The sequence below is a fragment of the Streptomyces sp. NEAU-YJ-81 genome (assembly GCF_017592595.1).
GTDB classification, from domain to species: domain Bacteria; phylum Actinomycetota; class Actinomycetes; order Streptomycetales; family Streptomycetaceae; genus Streptomyces; species Streptomyces hygroscopicus_B.
Map to the genome: position 1 here is coordinate 26,176 of NZ_JAGFNO010000025.1, position 20,176 is coordinate 46,351.

Consider the following 20,176-nt stretch of genomic DNA (forward strand, 5'->3'; position numbering starts at 1 on the left):
TGACGGTGTGGGGGCGCTGACGCGGGGCGCTCAGGCCGTCCGGGCCATCAGGGCGGTCGGGGCTGCCCGGACTGTCAGGGCGGTCGGGGCCGTCCGGACCGTCCCGCCTCGCGGGAGGCGGGACGCCTACGTGCTCAGCGGGAGGCTGCCGACCGGGCGGCCGCGGGAGCCCGCTCGCGCACCGCAGGCGCCGGGGCTGCGGCAGCGGCCGGTGCCGGGGCCGCAGCGACGGGCGCGGGGGCCGGAGCCGGGGCGACGGGCGCGGGGGCGACAGGTACGGGGGTGGGCGCCGGCGCGACCGGTGTCGGGGCGGTGGCGGGTCCGGGTGTGGGCGTGGGGCCGGTGATGGGCGTGGTGGGCGCCGGTGCCGGGCGGGAGGCGTCCGTGCGATGAGGCGGTGCGGTACGGCCCGCTCCATGCGCCGTGAGGGGCGACTTGGCGGTGGCGGTGGGACGCGGCACGGCCAGCGTGAACCAGACGACCTTCCCGCTTCCGTCGTCCCGCGCGTGCATCCCCCAGCTCTGGCTGACGGCCGCGACCAGCGCGAGCCCCCTGCCATGCGTGGCGACGGGATCGCATGCCCGAAGTCGGGGCAGTCGCGGATCCTGGTCGCGGACCGAAACAGTCAACCGGTCCAGCATGAGAACGATCTCCACCGTGCACTGCTTGTCCGGCTCGGCGTGCCGATGCACATTGGTGAGCAGTTCGGTGACGCCGAGCGCCGCCGGGTCGATGAGCGGATCCAGATGCCAGTAGCGCAACTGCGCCGACACGATTCTGCGGACCTGTCCGATCCGCGACGGCAGGGCCTGCAGCTCCACCGTGCACTGCCTGCTAGGACGACTGATCACGGCTGCGACTCCCTGAAGAAGTTGGGGCTAGCCTGATTCAGATGCGGGCGACGAACACGTTCAGCAGTGGTGGCTGCTGGGCGCGACCGGTGGGACGGTTCTCAGCGTCACCGCTTGTTGACCCTCAGTGATACTGATACTCGTCCAGGGTCGGTCCCACCGCGCGCACGCGCAACTCGGCCACTTCACCGCTTCTGGGAGTGCCCCCGAGCGGACCGGACGGCGTCGAGGAAGCGGCTGGCGGCCCCCGAGCCGGACTTGGCCGAGGTGGACTTGGTGTCCTGCGAGCCGAGGGTGAGACGGTAACGGGTGCCGTTCACGGTGGCCATGGCCTGGTCCCCGTCGACGAACCAGGGCTTGCTGGCGCGCACCGACTGCACGGGCGCGCTGTCGATCTCGCGACCGTAGCTGGTGAGCAACTCCAGCCTGCCGTCCTTGATCAAGACCTGACCGGCGCGGGTGACCGAGCGCAGGAACCGCTCGATCCGCACTCCCCTGGCGTTGAACTCGTTATCGGCCATCACAACCGCCTCCCCGATGGCTCCGACTGGCGCTTCTGCCGCCGTCTCTCATTTTCCCTGCTGCGCAGTGTGCCCGGGACCGGCCCCGGGCACCAGGGCGCACTGGGGGACAATGAGGATCGAAACGGCACGAGTATGCCACTTGGGCTGGGCATGGGCACGAGCAGGAGGAGTGGGCGTTGGACGGCACTGCGCGCGGGATCATCAAGACGATCGACGTGGACCGCAGCGACCACGGCTATCGCGGATGGCTGAAGGAGGCCGTCCGAAAGGTGCAGGCGGACGCCCAGCGGTCCGCGGACACCCATCTGCTGAGCTTCCCGCTGCCCGAGCGTTGGGGGATCGACCTCTACCTCAAGGACGAGTCCACCCACCCCACAGGGAGTCTCAAGCACCGTCTGGCACGCTCGCTGTTCCTCTATGGGCTGTGCAACGGCTGGATCCGACCGGGCAAGCCCGTGATCGAGGCGTCCAGCGGCTCGACCGCCGTTTCCGAGGCGTACTTCGCCAAGCTGATCGGGGTGCCCTTCATCGCGGTGATGCCCCGCACGACCAGCCGGGAGAAGTGCCGCCTGATCGAATTCCATGGCGGCCAGTGCCATTTCGTGGACGACCCGCGGACCATGTACGAGGAGTCCGCCGCTCTCGCGGCGGAGTCCGGGGGGCACTACATGGACCAGTTCACCTACGCCGAGCGGGCCACGGACTGGCGGGGCAACAACAACATCGCCGAGTCGATCTATCAGCAGATGCGTCTGGAGCGCTATCCCGAACCGGCATGGGTCGTCGCCACGGCGGGCACCGGAGGCACCTCGGCGACCCTCGCCCGCTATGTCCACTACATGCAGTACGACACCCGGGTGTGTGTCGCCGACCCGGAGAACTCCTGCTTCTTCGACGGCTGGGTCCACCATGACGACGACGCCTCCAGCGACCACGGTTCACGCATCGAGGGCATCGGCCGCCCCCGGATGGAGCCCAGCTTCGTACCGGGCGCGATCGACCGGATGATGAAGGTCCCGGACGCGGCGAGCGTCGCGGCCGTGCGCGCCCTGGAGCGGGCCATCGGCCGTAAGGCGGGTGGCTCCACCGGGACGGGGCTGTGGAGCGCGCTGCGGATCGTCGCGGAGATGGTCGCCGCGGGGCGGACCGGGAGCGTGGTGACGCTGCTGTGCGATCCGGGGGAGCGGTATCTGGACAAGTACTACTCGGACGCATGGCTCGAGGAGCAGGGGCTGGACATCGAGCCGTATGTGCAGACGCTCGACATCTTCCTCACCACGGGCAACTGGACCGACTGACGGCGCTCACGGCCGGACCGGCCGATTTCCGGCCGTACGGCCGTCAGGCCGCCGCCACCATCCGGTCCAGGTTCCGCACCGCCTGGTGGAACGCGCGCCGCAGACCCGGCCGCATCGCCCGTACGACAGCGCGCAGCAGTACCGTGCCGTCCACCGCGAACACATAGCGCACCACGGTCCCGCCGCCGTCCGAGGGCCGCAGCGTCCACTCCTCCAGCAGCGCCCGCAGCCCCGGTGCGTTGGTCTCGTCGACGCGGTAGGCATAGCGCTCGTGCGGATCGACCGCCATGACCGTCTCGCGGAAGCGGCCGCCGCCCACGAGGCGGATCGCCCTGCCCTTGCCGCGGTCCGTGGAGCGGGCTTCCTTCACCGCCCGGAACCACCGCGGCCAGCCCTCGACATCGGTGAACGCCTCGAACACCGCCTCAGGGGAGGCCGAGACCTCGGCGACGAAGACGAGCCGTAGTGGTGCGGTCTCGACGTACTCCAGTCCGACGGCACGCAACCGGTGTGTCATGGACACACGATAACTGCCGGGGTGTCAGATGTCTGCGGTGCGGGACGGCTCGCCCGCCACCACCAGCTCCGGCAGATACTCGGAGATCTCCGCCCGCGCCTCCTCCGGCAGCCCCGGGTCCGTGACCAGCGCGTTCACCTGGTCCAGCGAGGCGAAGGAACTCAGCCCCACCGTGCCCCACTTGGTGTGGTCCGCGACCACCACGACCCGCCGCGCGGCCCTGACGAAGTGGCGGTTGGTCTCCGCCTCCGCGAGATTCGGCGTCGACAGACCCGCCTCCACCGATATGCCGTGCACTCCGAGGAAGAGCACATCGAAGTGGAGCGAGCGCACCGCCGCGTCCGCGACCGGCCCCACCAGCGTGTCCGACGGCGTGCGCACCCCGCCGGTGAGCACGACGGTGGCCGCACCCGGGCGCGGGCCCACCCCGCCGACCGCCGCCGACCGCTGGGCGTTGTAGAACACATCGGCCACCCGGACCGAGTTCGTCACCACGGTCAGATCCGGCACCTCCAGGAGCTGCTGGGCCAGCGCGAAGGCCGTGGTGCCCCCGGCCAGACCGATCGCGGTGCCCGGCGTGGCCATCGCGGCCGCCGCCTTGGCGATGTCCTCCTTGGCGCTCAGCTCGAGGCCCGATTTGGCCTCGAACCCGGGCTCGTACGTGCTCGCCTCGGCCACCGGCACGGCCCCGCCGTGCACCTTCTCCACCACGCCCAGCCGGGCCAGCGCGTCCAGATCGCGACGAACCGTCATGTCCGAGACATTGAGCTTGCGCGTCAGCTCGTTGACCCGCACCCCGCCGCGCCGCCTGACCTCGTCGAGGATCAGGGCGCGCCGCTGCTCCGCGAGGAGGTTCTGGTTGTCGCTCACCCTGCCTCGTCTCCCTCCGGTCGGCCCTCGTCGCCCGCGCGTTCATCTTCGCATGAGGTGAGGACAGCCGGTCGCACAGCACCCGGGGTTACGATTTCGCCACGCCCGCTCTGTCAGGGTCGGGGGAGGTGGCCGATGGGCACAATCCTGGAGCAGAACGACCGCACCACACCGGAATCGGGGGACACGGTGCCAGCGACCATGCCTACGGACACGCCGGCCGACGGGGCGCAACGGGCGACGGCAGCCCGTAAGGGCGGAGCGCCGCCCGATCTCGAACTCCTCGTCCACGGAGTGGGCGGCACCACCCCCGAGGAGATGCTGCGCGATCCGCGCACCTGCCGGGTCACCGGCGACGAGACCGCGGCCGTCTACCGCAGGGCGGACGAGGTCGACGCCGAGCAGCGCCCGCCGGAGGACCGTGAGGGCCCGATCCGCGAGGCATACGTATGGTGCAACCTCACCTCGGGCAACAGCTCACGCGCCCTGTGGCTGCTTTTACTGCCGTTCATGGTCGCCAACCTCGCCCACTGGATGCGGCCCCCGGCCGACCGGCGCGAGCGGACCGTGCGCACCTACGGCCTGTTCGTCCGGCTCGTGGCGCTCACCTTGACCGTGCTGCTGATCGCCGGGGCCTGTGAGGTGGCCCTGGACCTGATCGCCTGGCAGTGTGCCGGTTCGGCCGACTGCGCCGGGGGCAAGTCCTGGCTGGGCTTCCTGTCCCCGGAGAACCACGGCTGGTGGAGCCAGCCCGGCCGCAGGCTCGCGCTCGCCGCGGTGCTGCCCGGCGCGCTCACCGGACTGCTGTGGTACCTGTCCAACCGCACCTGGAGCGCGTACGAGTCCTCCCCGCCGCTGGAGCGCCCGGTCGACGAGTCCGCCCCCGAGGCGGGCAACCGCCCCGCGCTGTGCCTGCCCGGCTTCTGGTACGGCCGCAGGATCGTCGCCCGGCTGCGCGCCGCGCACACCGCCGCCGGCTTCCTCACCATCGCGGCAGGCCTGACCCTGCCCACCACCACCTACGACCGCAAGCCGGGCGGCGGCGGGCTGCAGGACGCCGCGGGCTGGGCGCTGCTGACGCTGCTCGCCGTGGGCGCGGTCGCGGTGGTGGCGGTGGTGTGCTACCGCGGCCGCAGTGAGACCAAGGTCGACGGGGAGCTGGACCGCATCACCATCACCGCGCTGCCAGGCGCGGCCCTCGCGGTGCTGGCGCTCTCCGTGCTGTATGCCGGGTGGTCCCGCCCCGGCTGGGCCTCCACCGGCAAGCTGCCGGGCAACCAGGCGTTCTGCGCGATCGCCATAGGGGAGGGCGTCCTGATCGTGACCATGGCGGTGTGCGCCCTGGTCCTCCGCCGCTCCGCTCCCGGCCGCACGCCGCTGTACGGGCTCGCCGGGCCCGCCGTCGCCGTGCTCGCCTGCGGGCTCGGCGCGGTGCTCGCGGGCGGTATCGCCCAGCGCTTCGCCGACTGGCTGGACGGCGGCGCCACCCCCGGTGAGGGGCCGGGCATCGCCCCGCCGGTTCTGCTGACCTGGCTGGCCACGGCCATCCCCGCGCTGCTGCTCGCCCTGGTCGGGCTGCTGCTGATCTTCACCGTAAGAGTGTGGCGGGTGCGCAACCAGTTGCTGCCGACCATCATGGACGGCTATCCGGGGGAGCGGCCCGACCCGGTGCGCACCCGGCGGATCGCGCGCACGATCGCCCGCGCCGGCCTCACCGACTCCGCCCCGTGGATCGTCGGCCCCGTCGCGCTGCTGACCCTGCTGTTCGGCGCCGCCGCCGTCACCGGGGCCTGGGTCACGGACCAGGTGCCGGGGCGGGCCGCCGACGACGCGCCCGGGGCCGTGGACGCCGCCGCCCAGACCGCGCAGGCGCTGGGCTCCTGGCTGATGGGCCTGGCCTTCCTGATGCTGGTCACCTGGGCCCGCCGCGCCTACCGCAGCCCCTCCGCCCGCCGCACCATCGGCATCCTGTGGGACGTGGGCACCTTCTGGCCGCGCGCCGCCCACCCCTTCGCGCCCCCGTGCTACGCCGAGCGGGCGGTGCCCGATCTGACCTGGCGGATGGAGACCTGGACCCGCCGGTACGGCGGCCGGCTGGTCATCTCCGGCCACTCCCAGGGCAGTGTGCTGGCCGCCGCGTCGGTCTGGCAGCTGGACCACCGCACCCGCGGCCAGGTCGCGCTGCTCACCTACGGCTCACCGCTGGAGCGGCTCTACGGGCGCTGGTTCCCCGCCTACTTCGGCCCCACGCAGCTGCTCTCGCTCCACGGCGAGGTGCGCTACTGGCGCAATCTGTGGCGCTACACCGACCCGATCGGCGGCCCCATCCGGCTGCCCGACGGCAGCGGGCCCGAGGTCGACTGCGACGCGCTCAAGGACCCGCTGGTCTATGGCCGTACGCCCGAACACCCGCTGCCCGCGCCGATCCTGGGGCATGGGGACTACCAGGCCGACCCCGTCTTCGACCGGGAGCGGGCCGGGCTGCTGGCCCGGCTCCCGGAGCAGACGCCGCCGCCTCCGCAGGAAGGGGCCGCCGGTCAGATGAGCTCCGGCAGGTCCTCGGGGTAGAGCAGCGTGAGGTCGTCCTTGGTCGGGTCGCTCAGCTGGGCGACCCGACCCGCATGCCGCTCCACCATCGCCTCGAAGGTCTGCCGGGCGGTGCGCCCGTTGCCGAACGCCGGGCCCTTGGGAAGGGCCGTGAAGTACTTCAGCAGCGCCTCCGCCGCCCCCTCGCCGATCCGGTACTCATGCTCCTCGGCCTGCTGCTCCACGATCCGCAGCAGCTCCTCCGGGGCGTAGTCGCCGAAGGTGATGGTGCGCGAGAAGCGGGAGGCCACACCGGGGTTGACGGACAGAAAGCGCTCCATCTCGGCGGTGTATCCCGCGACGATGACCACGACCGCTTCCCGGTGGTCCTCCATCAGCTTGACCAGGGTGTCTATCGCCTCCCGGCCGAAGTCCCGGCCGGAGTCCTCCGGCGAGAGGGCGTACGCCTCGTCGATGAACAGCACCCCGCCGCGCGCCCGGTCGAACGCCTCCTGGGTGCGTATGGCCGTGGAGCCGATGTGCTCACCCACCAGGTCCACCCGGGAGACCTCCACCAGATGGCCGCGCTCCAGCACCCCGAGGGAGGCCAGGATCTCCCCGTAGAGCCGGGCGACCGTCGTCTTACCGGTGCCCGGGGAGCCGGTGAAGACCAGATGGCGGCGGGCGGAGGCGGCCTTGAGCCCGGCCTCCTGACGCCGCCGGCCCACCTCGATCATGTCGGTAAGAGCGCGCACCTCGCGCTTGACGCTCTCCAGCCCGACCAGTGTGTCGAGTTCGCCCAGCACCGCCGAGGAAGGCCGGACGGAGACCGGGGGCTCGACGGCGGGCGCGGAGGTCTGGACGGACCGCTGCGACGGGACGCCGCCCAGCAGCCCGCCCGTCGAGGCGGCGGTCTCCACGGCGGGCGCGGTGAGCGGGGGCCGGCCGGGCGTGGTCGGGGAGCCCAGCGCCGTGGTGGCGCTCTCGTCGCTGGTGCAGTCCTCGACGAGCGGCCCCGCCTCGGAGAACTCGTACCCGCCGCGCGCACACCGCTCCGTACGGCACCGGGTCAAGGTGGTGCGGCAGCCGTCGATGATGTGGAAGCCGTAGCCCCCGCTGCCGGTCACCCGGCAGCCGGTGAACGTGCCCCGGCCCTCGGCGGACACGTAGAACCCGGCCTCTGTCGGCCCGGAGACCGTGGTGCGCTCGACCGTCGGATCGGCGCCCTTGGTGACGATCACTCCGGTGGCGGCCCCGTCTATCGTGCAGTTGGCGAGCGTGCCGCCGCTGCCGTGGTCGCGGAACCACGCCCCGGTGGCCGCCTCCCGGATGCGGCAGTCATCCAGCTGGACGATGGCCCCGTCGCTGACCGAGACCGCGGTGGAGCGCACCTGCGACAGATCGCTGTCGACCACATCGACCCGCGATCCGCGGTCCAGGACGAACAGCGCGTCCGGCACCTCGCGCACCCGGCACGAGTCGAGCACAGCGGTCGCCCCGTCGCTCACCCAGACCGCCGGATAGTCGCCGGTGCTCTCGTGCAGCTCGCACTGGTTGGCGTCCACCCGGGTGCCCGGGTCCCACACGGACAGGCCGTTGCGCCCGAACCGGCGCACCGTGGAGCGGGTCAGCGTCAGCACCGAACGCGACCTCAGGTCGATCGCGTTCTCCGGGATGTCATGGATCTCGCAGTCGGCGAGCGTGAGCACCGCGTCCGTGTCCAGGTTGACCCCGTCGGACGTCGTACGGTGCACCCGGCAGTCGGTGAGATGCCCGGTCGCGCGCCCGGATACCTGCACCCCGGCGCCCCTGATCTCGTACACCTCGCAGCCGACGGCCTCCAGCGAGGAGCCCTCGCCGGTCAGCGAGAAGCCCGCCCCGGACGCGTGGTGGACCCGACAGCGGTCCAGGCGCGGACGGGCGCCGCCGCGCACCGCCACCCCGGACTGCCCGGCGGCCACCACCTCGCACTCCTCGAACACCCCGCCCGCGCCGCCCAGCACGCTGAGCCCGACGCCCGCGGGGTTGTCCACGGTGCAGCGCCGCACGGTCGGACGGGCGCCGCCGCGCACCTCGATGCCGACCGCCGAGCGCGTGGCGACCCGTACGTCGGACACCTCCGGGGTGGCGTCCTCGATCAGCAGCGCGGGGGCGGCCGAGTCCTGGCCCTCGACATGCAGATCCTGGACCACGGCGGAGGCGCGTATCGTCAGCGCGACTCCGTCCACCGGCGCGATGCGCACCGAACCGCGTGCCGAGCCCTCGGGGCCGCGCAGTGTGACGGCCCGGCCCACCACCAGATTCTCGCGGTAGGTGCCGGGCGAGATGGAGAGCACATCACCGTCCCCGGCGGCCTCCAGGGCCGCCGTGAGGGAGGCGTACTCTCCGGTGCGGCGCCGCCACCGCGACGTTCCGCTGTGCGTCACCTGGACGACCGAGCCCTGTGCCATGGTGCTGCTGTGCCCCCACCTCGTGCGTTGCCGGTGTGCGCACGCCTGACTGCCGCTGCGGACTGTCGCTGCGCATATGGAATGCCCCACCGTAGCGTGCGCACGGCGTCATGAGATGACCTGCCTGTGGAGCACGGGCGGAGTTGGCGTTCATATGACAACTCCCGCCCGTGCACTGCCCACTCGCAGGGGCCAACGGCCCACTCGCAGGGGCTAGCTGTCGGCGTCCGCCCGGCCCCAGTCCTGACCGGCTCGCTCCCAGGCGATGTCCCACTGTGTGTAGCGTCGGCGCATGAGCCGCCATACGACCAGCCGCCGGGCGCCGTCCACCAGGACCGCCGTCGCCCCGGCCGCGCCGATCCCGGCCAGCACGGCGTGGGTGGTGGCCGTCGCGGTGTCCAGCGGGCGGCCCACCGGGCGGCCGTGGTCATCGGTCCAGATCCGGAACCGCTCACCGGGATCGGCACCGGGGTGGGCCCCGAGCGTGCCCTGGTGTCTGCTGCCGTCCGGCCCCGTCCAGCGCGCGAGGACGCGGCGGTGCGCGTCTCTCGCGGAAGCGGTCTCGGGATCGGAGTCGATGGGCGGATGCGGCAGCACCTTCAGCACGGTGGCCGAGAGTGGATGACGCTCGGCCCGCTGTTCGTGCGCGGCCCTCACCAGCGCCCCGTGCGCCAAGGACCCCGATGCCCAGCCGGCGACGGGGGCGACGAGCAGGATGAGCGCCGCGGCGATCATTGCCGCGCACGCCTCCACGACGTCGGTCTTACGGCGCAGCGGATTACGCCGCCAGCGCCACAGCCCCCAGATCATTCGCATGGATCACATACCCCCTTCCCCATTCGTGGGTACCGCATGGCGGGCCGGATATGCGCGAATTCGGTGAAGAGAGAGCAATATCACGGGGCCAGCCCTTTCGCCGTTCCGGCGGGCCGTCGGCGGTTCAGAGGGACACACCAGACCAGCCGGGTGCCGCCCGCCTCGGGCGCCTCGATGTCCAATGTGCCGCCCAGGAGTTCGGCCCTTGACCGCATGTTGACCAGCCCTCCGCTGGGGGCCGCGCCCCCGATGCCCACCCCGTTGTCCGCGACCACCAAGGTGATGTCGGCGCCGACGGTCAGCCGCACCTCCACCCGCTGGGCATGGGCGTGCCGCACGGTGTTGCTGAGTGCCTCGGCGAGCACCGCCAGCACATGGTCGCCGGTCGTGTCCGGCACATCGGTGTCCACCGGGCCGTCCATCAGCAGCGACGGTGCGAAGCCCAGGGTGTCGGAGGCCGACCGGACGGCCTTGACCAGCCGGCGCCGCAGCGTGGCGGGCTCGCCGCCGTCGTCCCCGACCGTGCGCAGGGCGAAGATGGTGGAACGGATGATCTTGATGGTCTCGTCCAGGTCGTCGACTGCCCGCCCCACCCGTTCGGCCGCCTCCGGGCGTTCGATCAGCCGGCCCGCGCTCTGCAGGGTGAGACCGGTCGCGAAGAGCCGCTGAATGGCCAGATCATGGAGGTCCCGGGCGATCCGGTCACGGTCCTGGAGCAGCGCCATGTGCTCGGACTCGGCGCGGTGCCGGGCCAGTTCCAGCGCGAGCGCCGCCTGCGCCGCGAACCCTGAGAGCAGCTCCACCTCATGGTCGTCGAAGGGCTGCCGCCCGGCGAGCCGGCACAGCCGCAGCGCACCGGAGGCCCGCGCGCCCGCGACCAGCGGTACGGCCACCACCGGGCCGAACTCGCTCTCCGGAGCCGGCAGCGGCCAGGACCGGGCCCGGGAGTCCACCCGTACGTCCGAGGCGACCGCGGGGCGTCCGGTGCGGGCGGCGAGCCCGGCCAGCGAGCCGTCGGAGGGCACCACGAGCCCGCCGATGGCCTCCGCGTCATGCCCCTCGGCCACCTCGACCATCAGGGAGTCGGTGCCCGTGGCCGGCAGCAGGATCGCCGCCGAGTCGGCGAGGGCCACCTGCAGGGCGAGCCGGGCGATCAGGCTCAGCGCCTCGCCCGCCGCGGTGCCCGCCAGCAGCGTACGGGTGATGACGCCGAGCGCCTCCAGCCACTGCTCGCGGCGTCGGCTCTCGTGGTACAGCCGGGCGTTGTCGATGGCCACCCCGGCGGCGACCGACAGGGTGGTCAGCACCGCCTCGTCATCGGCGTCGAACTGGACGCCCCCGCGCTTCTCGGTCAGATAGAGATTCCCGAAGACCTCGTCACGGACCCGGATCGGCACGCCGAGGAACGAGCGCATCGGCGGATGGTGCTCGGGGAAGCCATAGCTCGCCGGATGCTCCGACAGATCGGTGAGCCGCAGTGACTGGGGGTGGCGGATCAGCTCGCCGAGCAGTCCGTGACCACTGGGCAACGGGCCGATGCGGTGGGCTCGTTCCTCGGATATGCCCACCGGCAGGAACTGCGAGAGCCGATGCCGGTCGATCACGCCCAGCGCGCCGTACTCCGCGTCGGCAAGCACCACCGCGGACTCCACGATCCGGCGCAGCACCTGCTCCAGATCCAGCTCGCGGCCCACGCTGAGCACGGCCTCCAGCAGGTTGTGCATCCGGTCCTGGGTGGACCGGGCGGCGTCCAGCCGCGCCTGGAGCTCATCGAGAAGCTGGTCGAGCCGGAGTTGGGGGAGGGCCGGATGGCGTCCCTGATCCGCACTGCCCGACACCTGGCCACCGTCCCCCCCATGAGCCTCTCACCAGCAGGGTAGCCGGGGCAGGGGCCGGTGGTGGCGGCTATGGAAGGAACTCGGCCAGGGTCAGGAGCCGCTGAGGGACGAGAGCCTAGGAAACCGGCACCACGGCGACCGGGCACTTGGCGTGATGCAGTACGGCGTGGTTGACAAGCCCGAGCTGCATGCCGAAGTGCCCCTGCCGTCGCCGGGCCCCCACCACCAGCAGATCGGCGTGCGCGGAGGCGTCCAGCAGCGCCTTGCGCGCCGAGCCCTCGACCGGGCGGTGTGCCACCGGCACCGGCGGCAGCCCGGCCGCCGTGGCGCCGCCCAGCGTCTCGTCCAGGAGCTCGGCGGCGCGCCGTGCGTGGTCCTCGCGCGCTCCGTGGCTCTCGTGTCCTGCGTGGTTCTCGCGTGCCCTGTGGTTCCCGTGTGCCCTATGGCTCTCGCGCGTTCCGTGGTCCTCGGGGCCCGCGCAGCGCCATGCGTGCACCGCCTCCAGTTCCCCGCCGCGCAGCCGCGCCTCGCGCAGGGCGAACGCGACGGCGGCGGAGGGCGGCGCGGGCTCCCGCTCGCTCGGGCGCTCGCGCTCGGCGATTCCCACCACCACCCGGTTCATCCCGCCGTGCACGTTCTCCGGGCGGCCGCGCACCACGACCACCGGGCACTGGGCGCGGGCCGCGATGCCCAGTCCGACCGAGCCGAGCAGCAGGGAGGCGAACTCGCCGCGGCCGCGCGAGCCGACCACCAGCGCCTCGGCGCTCTGCCCGGCGCGCAGCAGGGCGGTGACCGCGTCGTCGGCCGCCAGGTCGGTCATCACCTTCAGGGCGGGCACCCGCCGCCCGGCCCGCTCGGCCGCGGCGGCCAGCACCGCCTCGCTGTGGAGCCGCTCGGCGGGGCGGTCGGCGGCCGTTCCGGCGACGTAGCCCTCGTACCGCTCCCACAGGGAGGCGTGGACGACGCGCAGCGGCAGCCCGCGGCGCCCGGCCAGCTCGGCCGCCCAGTCCAGTGCGTCCGAGGCGGCGTCCGAACCGTCGACCCCGACGACCACGGGAAGCTCCACCGTGCCCACCGCCTCTCCTGCCGGCACATGGGTGTGTCCCCTCCCATTGTCCCGCCGAAGCGGTCGCCGAGGGAGTCCGGCGGCTCACTCAGCGCAGCCGCATGGCCAGCGTCACCACGGCACCCACCGCCCCCGCGCTGATCACCAGCCGGTCGGTGACCAGCTGGGTCAGCCACAGTCCGCGGCCGCTGGTGGCGCCGTCCAGCCCCGGCAGGATCCGGGGGATGACGTCCTCGGAGAAGCCGGGGCCGGAGTCGCTGATCCGGCACTCCAACTCGTCGCCGACCCGCCGCAGCAGCAGGGAGCCGGTGCCGCCCGCATGCTCGATGGCGTTGTTGGCGATCTCGTCCACGGCCAGCACGAAGTCCCCGCGGCGGGCCTCGCAGAGCCCGGCCCAGGCCGCGCACTCCTCGATCTGCACCCGCAGCCGGGGCAGCTCGTCGGCGGTGAAATGGCGGTGGAGCAGGTGTTCTCCGGCTCGATCGGCGGACCGACGAGGGTCGGCTAGCACCAGTGCCTCCCGTTTGGTGACGAGTACGAGCGACATCGCAGGGTCGGTGAAGCAGCCGAGGGTACGGGGAGTGGGGCCTCATCGGTCATCACGACCACGAATGACGTGTCATATCGGAAACGTGACCGGAAATGGGTAAGGGTTAAGCGATACCCGATCGTCGGCGTATCGCTTTGGATCGCTGCCTCTCGTCGTCTCGTAAGCACAGTGACCGCCGAGGGGCGAGGGGGGAGAGGAAACGGCAGAGTGAGGTCATGATGGGACTTCTGAGCGCGCTGAAGACCGAACATCGTGAGCGGGTGATGGCGCTTGCCCACGATGTGTCCTTCCCCGCGGGCGGTCGCATCTTCGAGGAGGGCCGTAGGGCCGATCGCTTCTGGATCATCCGCACCGGCGCGGTCACCCTCGATCTGCATGTCCCGGGGCGGCGGGCCGCGGTGATCGAGACCCTCGGCCCCGGAGAGCTCATCGGCTGGTCCTGGCTCTTCCCGCCGGACACCTGGCATTTGGGCGCGGAGGCGCTCAGCCCGGTGCGCGCGCACGAATTCAACGCGGAGGCGGTGCGCCGGCTGTGCGACGAGGACCCGGAGCTCGGCTATGCCCTCGCGCTGGCCTGTGCCCAGGTGATCGGGGGCCGGCTGCAGAGCGCCCGCACCCGGCTGCTGGATCTGTACGGGCCGTACGCGGGCGGGATCTCGCCATGATCGGGCCGGAGGGCGCGGAGAGCGGCCCGGGGGCCGAATGGCCCCTTACGCCGCCCTGCGGCAGAACGTAAAGCTGGGCAGCCGGATCGCGACCGGCGACCCGTGCGCCATGGATGGAGAGGCCGTGCCCCAGACAGCCGACCCCGACGGCCCCATCAGGGTCTTTCTGCTCGACGACCACGAGGTGGTGCGGCGCGGACTGCGTGACCTGCTCGACGCCGAATCCGATCTGAAGGTGGTCGGCGAGGCGGCCAACGCCCGCGAGGCCATCGCCCGCGCCCCCGCCGTCCGGCCACGGGTCGCGGTGCTCGACGTACGGCTCGGCTCCTCGGGCGACGGCGGGGACCACGAAGGGATCGAGGTCTGCCGGGAGTTGCGGGCCCGCCTCCCCGATCTCGCCTGTCTGATGCTGACGTCCTTCGACGACGACGAGGCGCTGTTCGACGCCATCATGGCCGGGGCCGCGGGCTATGTGCTCAAGCAGATCAACGGATCCGACCTGGTGTCGGCGGTGCGTACCGTGGCCGACGGCCGCTCCATGCTCGACCCCGGCGCCACCGCACGGGTGATGGCCCGGCTGCGCGGCCCCGCGCCCAGCGGGCCCGTGGAGCTGGAGAACCTGTCACCCCGGGAGCGGGAGATCCTCCAGCTCATCGGCGACGGGCTGACCAACCGGCAGATCGCCGAGCGGCTGTTCCTGGCCGAGAAGACCGTCAAGAACCGCATCTCCGCGATCCTGTCCAAGCTGGGCGTGGGGCGGCGCATTCAGGCCGCGGTGATCGCCGAGCGGATCAAGGAGCGCGAAACGGGTCAGTGAGCCCGTGAGCGGTACGGCCTCGAGCCGATGACGTCCTTACGGCGGGCCGGATGACGCCCCTACGGTGGTCCTGGTGACGTCCTTACGGTGGGCCCGGCGCGCGTTTCGCATGGAGCGCGAGACCGGCTCCCCTGCCGGCCCCGCGCCCCACACCGAACGAGGCGGACCGGCCGAGATGCCCTTCACCGCAGTGGAGTGAGAGCCCGGTCCGCCCCCGTGATGGAGATGGCTCGCGGAATTGCCCGGTCCAGCATCGCGATGCGTTCCGCCGCCGGGGAGGGGCCGAACGGCCCCCTCGAGAGACAGGACCGTCCCGGCCCCCGGAAATCCAGAGGCCGGACGGCCCGCACAAAAATCAGGGGCCGGACGGGGATGCCCCATCCGGCCCGATCCTTCCCGCGACCGGGCACCGGCCCGGTCGCATCACCTCCCGACACGTGTCAGTAGCCGCCTCCCGGCTGCGGCGACCGGCCGCCCGGGTACTGCTGACGCCCGTAAGGGTCCTCGTAGGGAGACGGCGCGGGGGCCGCCGGACGCGGCGCGGCCGGACGCGCCATGGCCGGGCGCATCGCCTCGTACCCCATCGGCGCGGCCGGGCCGGGGCGCTGCATCTGCGGCTGCTGAGTGCCCGGGTAGCCCCGCGGGCCGGTCGGCTGCGGCGGGATGTAGGGCGCGTGCGCCTGCTGCAGCCCGGTGGGCTGCGGCTGCTGCTGGTAGCCCTGGTACATGGGCTGCGGCGAGGGCGCGGCCGGCAGCGCGGGAAGCGCTGAGGGCAGGGCCGGAAGATGACTTCCGGTGTCGTAGGCGGACGGCACCCTGATGGGTGCGATCTGTGGTGTGCCCCGCTCGGCGACAAGGCTGTCGTAGATGGGGGTGTCCGGGAAGGACGGCGAGGAGTAGTAGCCGCCACCGTAAGTGCTGCGGGGGGAGGTCATAGACCATAAGTTAAGCCCACCATGTGCTGATTGGGGAGTCCGGTAGGAGGGTTGTTTTCAGTGTTCGGAGTGGCCGTGGATCCCCAATCCGAGCGAACCCGGGAAAATCGGTCGTCAGGGTACGTTGAGATCGTGTAAAGAGCGCGTTTTCAGCGGGTAACCACCGGTGGTCCGCGCTATGCGGCGGCCGAGCGGCCCGGTGACCGAGCGAACAGAGAGGCAGGGGGACGGAAATGGCGATGCGCAAGGGCGGTAACACGCCAGTACCGGCAAGCGCGGTGCGGATCGAGCTCGGCTGGCGCGCCGGACCGGGGGCACCGGACGTGGACGCCTCGGCGCTGCTGCTGATGTCCGGAAAGGTCAGGTCCGACGGGGACTTCGTGTTCTACAACCAGGCGGCGCACTCCTCCGGCGCGGTGCGCCACGAGGGGAAGCGGACCACGGGTGACACCGTGACCGACACCCTTTCGGTGGACCTCGCCCGCGTGGAGCCCGCCATCGACACTGTGGTCCTCGCGGGCTCGGCCGATGGCGGAACGTTCGGTCAGGTCCCCGGTCTGCACATCCGGGTGCTGGACGCCGCGGGCGGCGCGGAGCTCGCCCGCTTCGACAGCGAGGACGCCACCGTCGAGACCGCCTTCGTCTTCGGCGAGCTGTACCGCAGGCAGGGCGCCTGGAAGTTCCGCGCGGTGGGCCAGGGGTACGAGAGCGGGCTGGCGGGGCTCGCCACGGACTTCGGCATCAGCGTCGACGAACCGCAGCAGACGCCCGCTCAGCCCGCCGCCCCCGTTCCTGCCCCCGCCGCGCCGCCGAGCGCCGGGCAGAACCCGTACGCCGCCCCCGCACCGCCGTCCGGCCCTCCTGCCGGGGCGTACCCGCCTCCGCCGCCCACCGCCGCCTCCACGCCCCTTCCGCCGCCCCCGCCCACCGCACCGGCCGCCCCGGCTCCCGCGCCCGGCTCGGCGCCGGTGAGCCTCAGCAAGGTCACCCTGACGAAGGAGGCGCCCGCGGTCTCGCTCACCAAGCAGGGCGGCACCTCCGGCACCATGCGGGTCAACCTCAACTGGCAGGTGCACAAGCAGTTCTCGGGGTGGGCCTCCAAGCTGGGCAAGGCCATGGCCATGCACAACGAGCTCGATCTCGACCTGGGGGCGCTGTTCGAACTCTCCGACGGCAGCAAGGGCGTGGTCCAGGCGCTCGGCAACTCGTTCGGCTCGCTGCGCCAGCCGCCCTTCATCCACCTGGACGCCGACGACCGGACCGGTGCCCGGGCGGCCGGTGAGAACCTCTCCATCAACCTCGACCACCTGCGGTCGTTCCGCCGGATCCTGGTCTTCGTGACCATCTACGAGGGCGCCCGCAGCTTCGCCAACCTCCACGCCACGGTCACCCTGCAGCCGCAGTTCGGCGCCCCGATCGACTTCTCGCTCGACGAGTGCACCGTCCCGTCCCCGGTCTGCGCGCTCGCGCTCATCACCAACACCGGCAGCGATCTCGTCGTACAGCGCGAGGCCCGCTATCTGGTGCCGCAGCGCGGCGTCAGCCCGCAGCGCACCCTCGACCACGCCTACGGCTGGGGCATGAACTGGACACCCGGCCGCAAGTGAAGGCCCGGTGCACGGGGCGCGGCTGTCGTCAGGGCGCGGCGCTGGGGCGGGCGTACGTGCGTCCCTTCCAGGCCGCGCCCTGTCCGAGGTGGTGCCGCACCGCCGAGTCCACGGTCATCAGGAGGTAGAGAAGGGCCGTCAGGGGCAGCAGCGGCGCCAGCCACAGGGTCTGCCGGTAGTAGCGCAGCATCGGGATGTAGCTGCCCGCCATCAGGACCCAGGCGGCGGCTCCCAGCGACAGTAGTGCGGGACGCCCCGTCAACACCCCGGCGCCCACGGCCGTGGGCGGCACGAGGTACACCACCGCCAGCCCCGCGACCGTCATCAGCAACAGCAGGGGATTGTGGCGCAGCTGGGTGTACGCGCTGCGCGAGACCATCCGCCACAGCTCGCCCAGCCGCGGATACGGCCGCACGCTGTCGACCCGGTCGGCCAGCCCCAGCCAGATCCGCCCGCCGGACCGTTTCACCGTGCGGGCCAGCGCCACGTCGTCGATGACCGACTGCCGGATCGTCTCCGGGATCCCGGCCCGCTCGGCCGCCTCCCGGCGCAGCAGCACACAGCCGCCCGCGGCCGCCGCGGTGCGCCCCCGGGGCCGGTTGACCCACCGAAAGGGGTACAGCTGGGCGAAGAAGTAGACGAAGGCGGGCACGATCAGCCGCTCCCAGCAGGTCGCCACCCGCAGCCGCGCCATCTGGGAGACGAGGTCCAGTCCGTTCGCCTCGGCCGCGCGCACCAACTCCCGCAGGGAGTCCGGTTCATGCGCGATATCCGCGTCCGTCAGCAGCAGGTAGTCGACGCCGACGTCGTCCTTACGGTCGCCCTCGTCCTTACGGTCGCCGTCGCCCGCACGGTCCGCGGCGATACGGGTCGTCGCGAGCGCCATGCCGTGCCGCACCGCCCACAGCTTGCCGGTCCAGCCCGGGCCGGGTTCGCCGGGGGAGTCGACGGTCAGCGGCAGCCCTCCGTACTCCTCGGCCAGTTCACGGGCGAGCTTTCCGGTGCCGTCCGAGCTGCCGTCGTCGATCAGGAAGATCTCCGCCGGTCCCGGATAGTCCTGGGCGAGCAGCGAGGGCAGGCTGGCCGGAAGCACGGCGGACTCGTCCCGGGCGGGCACCACGACGGCCACCGAGGGCCATGCCGCGGGCTCCGGCGGCCCGGAGCCGTCCGGGCCCCTCCGGGGCAGCCGGACGTCCGTACGCCAGAAGAAGCCCTGGCCCAGCAGCAGCCACAGCCATGCGGCCAACGACCCGGCGGCGATCCACATCAGCGCGCTCACCCGCCGAAGTCTGCCCGAAGGTGTGCCCGGCCGTCGGGCGCACCGGACCGATCCATTAAAGTGACCGGGTGAAGATCGCGCTTATGGACTCCGGAATCGGGCTCTTGCCCACCGCCGCCGCGATGCGCCGACTGCGGCCGGACGCCGATCTCCTTCTCTCCTCCGACCCCGCCACCATGCCGTGGGGACCGCGCACGCCCGAGGAGGTCACCCAGCTCGCCCTGGGCTGCGCTCGGGCCGCCGCCGCGCACCGCCCCGACGCGCTGATCGTCGCTTGCAACACCGCTTCCGTCCACGCCCTGCCCGCGCTGCGGGCCGAGCTGGAGCCCGTGCTGCCGGTCGTCGGGACCGTGCCCGCCATCAAGCCCGCGGCGGCCGGGGGAGGGCCGATCGCGATCTGGGCCACTCCGGCCACCACCGGCAGCCCGTACCAGCGCGGACTGATCCGCGACTTCGCGGACGGCGTCGAGGTGACCGAGGTGCCGTGCCCGGGACTCGCGGACGCGGTGCAGCACGCCGACACCGAGGGGATCGACGCCGCGGTGGCCGCCGCGGCGGCCCGCACTCCGCGCGAGGTAACGACCGTCGTCCTGGGCTGCACCCATTACGAACTGGTCGCCGACCGCATCCGGGCCGCCGTGCAGCAGCCGGACGCGCCGCCGATCGCCCTCCATGGCTCGGCCGGGGCCGTCGCCGCCCAGGCCCTGCGCCGGATCGGCGCCGACCCCTTTCCGCCGGACGGCGTGGTCGCCCCCGGGGGTCTGACCGTCATCCTCGGCGGGCGCGAGGCCCCCTTGCCGGAGGTCGCCCTGACCTACGCCGAAGGAGTGCTGCTGGCACCCGTCGCCCCGGCGCGCGGTTGACAGCGGCGCCTCGTGCGGTGAGCTGACCGCAACGCTGTTCACCAGCGGAATCACTCTCCCCGCTGCCGTGTGGCCGGAACCTGAGTACGCTGCCAACCATGAGGCACCACGACCACGGAACGCCGAGCGCCCACGGGCAGCCGCCCGCGGTCTGGACCGGACGAGCCCACAACCGCGGGCAGTGGGTGCTGGCCGTGGCGGGCGCCGCGTGCCTGGCGCTCGGTGTCGACCTCGCCGTCGAGTCACCATGGGGCTCGGGCCTCGCCCCGCTGCTGATGTCCGTCATCGGCTGTGTCACCGCCGGGCTGCTGATGCTCTTCGGCACCCTCGCCTTCGTCCATGTGGCGGTGCGGGTCGACGACGAAGTGCTGGAGATCCGCTGCGGCCATATGGGGCTCCCGCGCCGCCGCATCCCGCTCAGCGATGTGGTCCACGCCGATGTGGCCCGCAAGGTCACCCCCTGCCAGTGGGGCGGCTGGGGCTACCGCTGGCGCCCCGACAAGGGCACGGCGGTGGTGGTGCGCCGAGGCGAGGGCGTGGTGGTCCGCCTCGGGGACGGGCGCGTCTTCACGGTCACGGTCGACGACGCGGAGGCGGCGGTCCGGGTCATCCGTGACCGGGTGCGGCTGATCGCGGCGCGCACCTCCCAGGTCTAGCCGGTCCCCGTCCCCCTCTTTCGGGGGACGCGGATGCCTTTCGGGGGA

At 72.5% G+C, this 20,176-nt stretch carries 17 protein-coding genes and 1 pseudogene; 7 read left to right on the forward strand and 11 right to left on the reverse strand.

Annotated features, from left to right (window positions below; translation table 11 throughout):
* Positions 1-395: 395 nt before the first annotated feature.
* A pseudogene (locus J5X86_RS51250) lies at positions 396-851 on the reverse strand (ATP-binding protein); the annotation flags it as partial.
* Positions 852-1,036: 185 nt separating this feature from the next.
* Positions 1,037-1,372: a hypothetical protein gene (locus J5X86_RS36975; RefSeq protein WP_059145517.1), complete on the reverse strand. Its 336-nt coding sequence runs from the start codon at positions 1,370-1,372 to the stop codon at positions 1,037-1,039.
* Between the two features lie 179 nt (positions 1,373-1,551).
* Here J5X86_RS36975 and J5X86_RS36980 point away from each other — a divergent pair, with 179 nt between their 5' ends.
* Positions 1,552-2,673 (forward strand): PLP-dependent cysteine synthase family protein, encoded by a 1,122-nt coding sequence (locus tag J5X86_RS36980; RefSeq protein WP_078645706.1) that lies wholly within the window; start codon positions 1,552-1,554, stop codon positions 2,671-2,673.
* Positions 2,674-2,716: 43 nt separating this feature from the next.
* On the opposite strand, the gene J5X86_RS36985 is transcribed toward J5X86_RS36980, so the two are convergent.
* Positions 2,717-3,190, reverse strand: a complete 474-nt coding sequence (locus J5X86_RS36985; RefSeq protein WP_208521046.1) for an SRPBCC family protein — start codon at positions 3,188-3,190, stop codon at positions 2,717-2,719.
* Between the two features lie 24 nt (positions 3,191-3,214).
* Positions 3,215-4,060, reverse strand: coding sequence for a DeoR/GlpR family DNA-binding transcription regulator (locus J5X86_RS36990; protein ID WP_208521047.1), 846 nt, complete (start codon positions 4,058-4,060; stop codon positions 3,215-3,217).
* A gap of 135 nt (positions 4,061-4,195) precedes the next feature.
* On the opposite strand from J5X86_RS36990, the gene J5X86_RS36995 reads away from it, so the two are divergent.
* The gene (locus tag J5X86_RS36995) at positions 4,196-6,628 is read left to right on the forward strand and encodes a hypothetical protein (protein ID WP_208521048.1); all 2,433 of its coding nucleotides are present in this window, start codon (positions 4,196-4,198) and stop codon (positions 6,626-6,628) included.
* On the opposite strand, the gene J5X86_RS37000 is transcribed toward J5X86_RS36995, so the two are convergent.
* The 5 genes from J5X86_RS37000 to J5X86_RS37020 form a co-directional block, all read right to left on the reverse strand.
* On the reverse strand, positions 6,598-9,036 hold the full coding sequence (locus tag J5X86_RS37000; RefSeq protein WP_208521049.1) for a right-handed parallel beta-helix repeat-containing protein: 2,439 nt from the start codon (positions 9,034-9,036) through the stop codon (positions 6,598-6,600). The two genes, J5X86_RS36995 and J5X86_RS37000, sit on opposite strands and share 31 nt — an antisense overlap.
* Before the next feature lie 213 nt (positions 9,037-9,249).
* The gene (locus J5X86_RS37005; protein WP_208521050.1) at positions 9,250-9,852 is read right to left on the reverse strand and encodes a hypothetical protein; all 603 of its coding nucleotides are present in this window, start codon (positions 9,850-9,852) and stop codon (positions 9,250-9,252) included.
* A gap of 80 nt (positions 9,853-9,932) precedes the next feature.
* Positions 9,933-11,690, reverse strand: coding sequence for a GAF domain-containing sensor histidine kinase (locus tag J5X86_RS37010; RefSeq protein WP_208521051.1), 1,758 nt, complete (start codon positions 11,688-11,690; stop codon positions 9,933-9,935).
* A 115-nt stretch (positions 11,691-11,805) separates the two neighbouring features.
* On the reverse strand, positions 11,806-12,765 hold the full coding sequence (locus tag J5X86_RS37015) for a universal stress protein (RefSeq protein WP_208521052.1): 960 nt from the start codon (positions 12,763-12,765) through the stop codon (positions 11,806-11,808).
* Between the two features lie 79 nt (positions 12,766-12,844).
* Positions 12,845-13,303, reverse strand: coding sequence for an ATP-binding protein (locus J5X86_RS37020; protein WP_078645717.1), 459 nt, complete (start codon positions 13,301-13,303; stop codon positions 12,845-12,847).
* A gap of 218 nt (positions 13,304-13,521) precedes the next feature.
* Here J5X86_RS37020 and J5X86_RS37025 point away from each other — a divergent pair, with 218 nt between their 5' ends.
* Both J5X86_RS37025 and J5X86_RS37030 read left to right on the forward strand, forming a co-directional pair.
* Positions 13,522-13,971: a cyclic nucleotide-binding domain-containing protein gene (locus tag J5X86_RS37025; RefSeq protein WP_208521053.1), complete on the forward strand. Its 450-nt coding sequence runs from the start codon at positions 13,522-13,524 to the stop codon at positions 13,969-13,971.
* A 109-nt stretch (positions 13,972-14,080) separates the two neighbouring features.
* Complete coding sequence (locus J5X86_RS37030; RefSeq protein WP_078647819.1) at positions 14,081-14,788, forward strand: response regulator transcription factor; 708 nt, start codon at positions 14,081-14,083, stop codon at positions 14,786-14,788.
* 440 nt (positions 14,789-15,228) lie between these two features.
* Here J5X86_RS37030 and J5X86_RS37035 read toward each other — a convergent pair whose 3' ends face one another.
* Positions 15,229-15,723, reverse strand: coding sequence for a DUF6643 family protein (locus J5X86_RS37035; protein ID WP_208521054.1), 495 nt, complete (start codon positions 15,721-15,723; stop codon positions 15,229-15,231).
* 239 nt (positions 15,724-15,962) lie between these two features.
* Here J5X86_RS37035 and J5X86_RS37040 point away from each other — a divergent pair, with 239 nt between their 5' ends.
* Positions 15,963-17,330, forward strand: coding sequence for a TerD family protein (locus J5X86_RS37040; RefSeq protein ID WP_208521129.1), 1,368 nt, complete (start codon positions 15,963-15,965; stop codon positions 17,328-17,330).
* A 28-nt stretch (positions 17,331-17,358) separates the two neighbouring features.
* Here the strand turns inward: J5X86_RS37040 and J5X86_RS37045 are convergent, their stop codons facing one another.
* Complete coding sequence (locus J5X86_RS37045; RefSeq protein ID WP_208521130.1) at positions 17,359-18,597, reverse strand: glycosyltransferase; 1,239 nt, start codon at positions 18,595-18,597, stop codon at positions 17,359-17,361.
* Between the two features lie 80 nt (positions 18,598-18,677).
* Between J5X86_RS37045 and J5X86_RS37050 the strand changes: the two genes are divergently transcribed.
* Entirely contained in the window at positions 18,678-19,472 is a 795-nt protein-coding gene (locus J5X86_RS37050; RefSeq protein ID WP_208521055.1) for a glutamate racemase, read from the forward strand.
* A gap of 98 nt (positions 19,473-19,570) precedes the next feature.
* Positions 19,571-20,128, forward strand: a complete 558-nt coding sequence (locus J5X86_RS37055; RefSeq protein ID WP_208521056.1) for a hypothetical protein — start codon at positions 19,571-19,573, stop codon at positions 20,126-20,128.
* Positions 20,129-20,176: the final 48 nt, after the last annotated feature.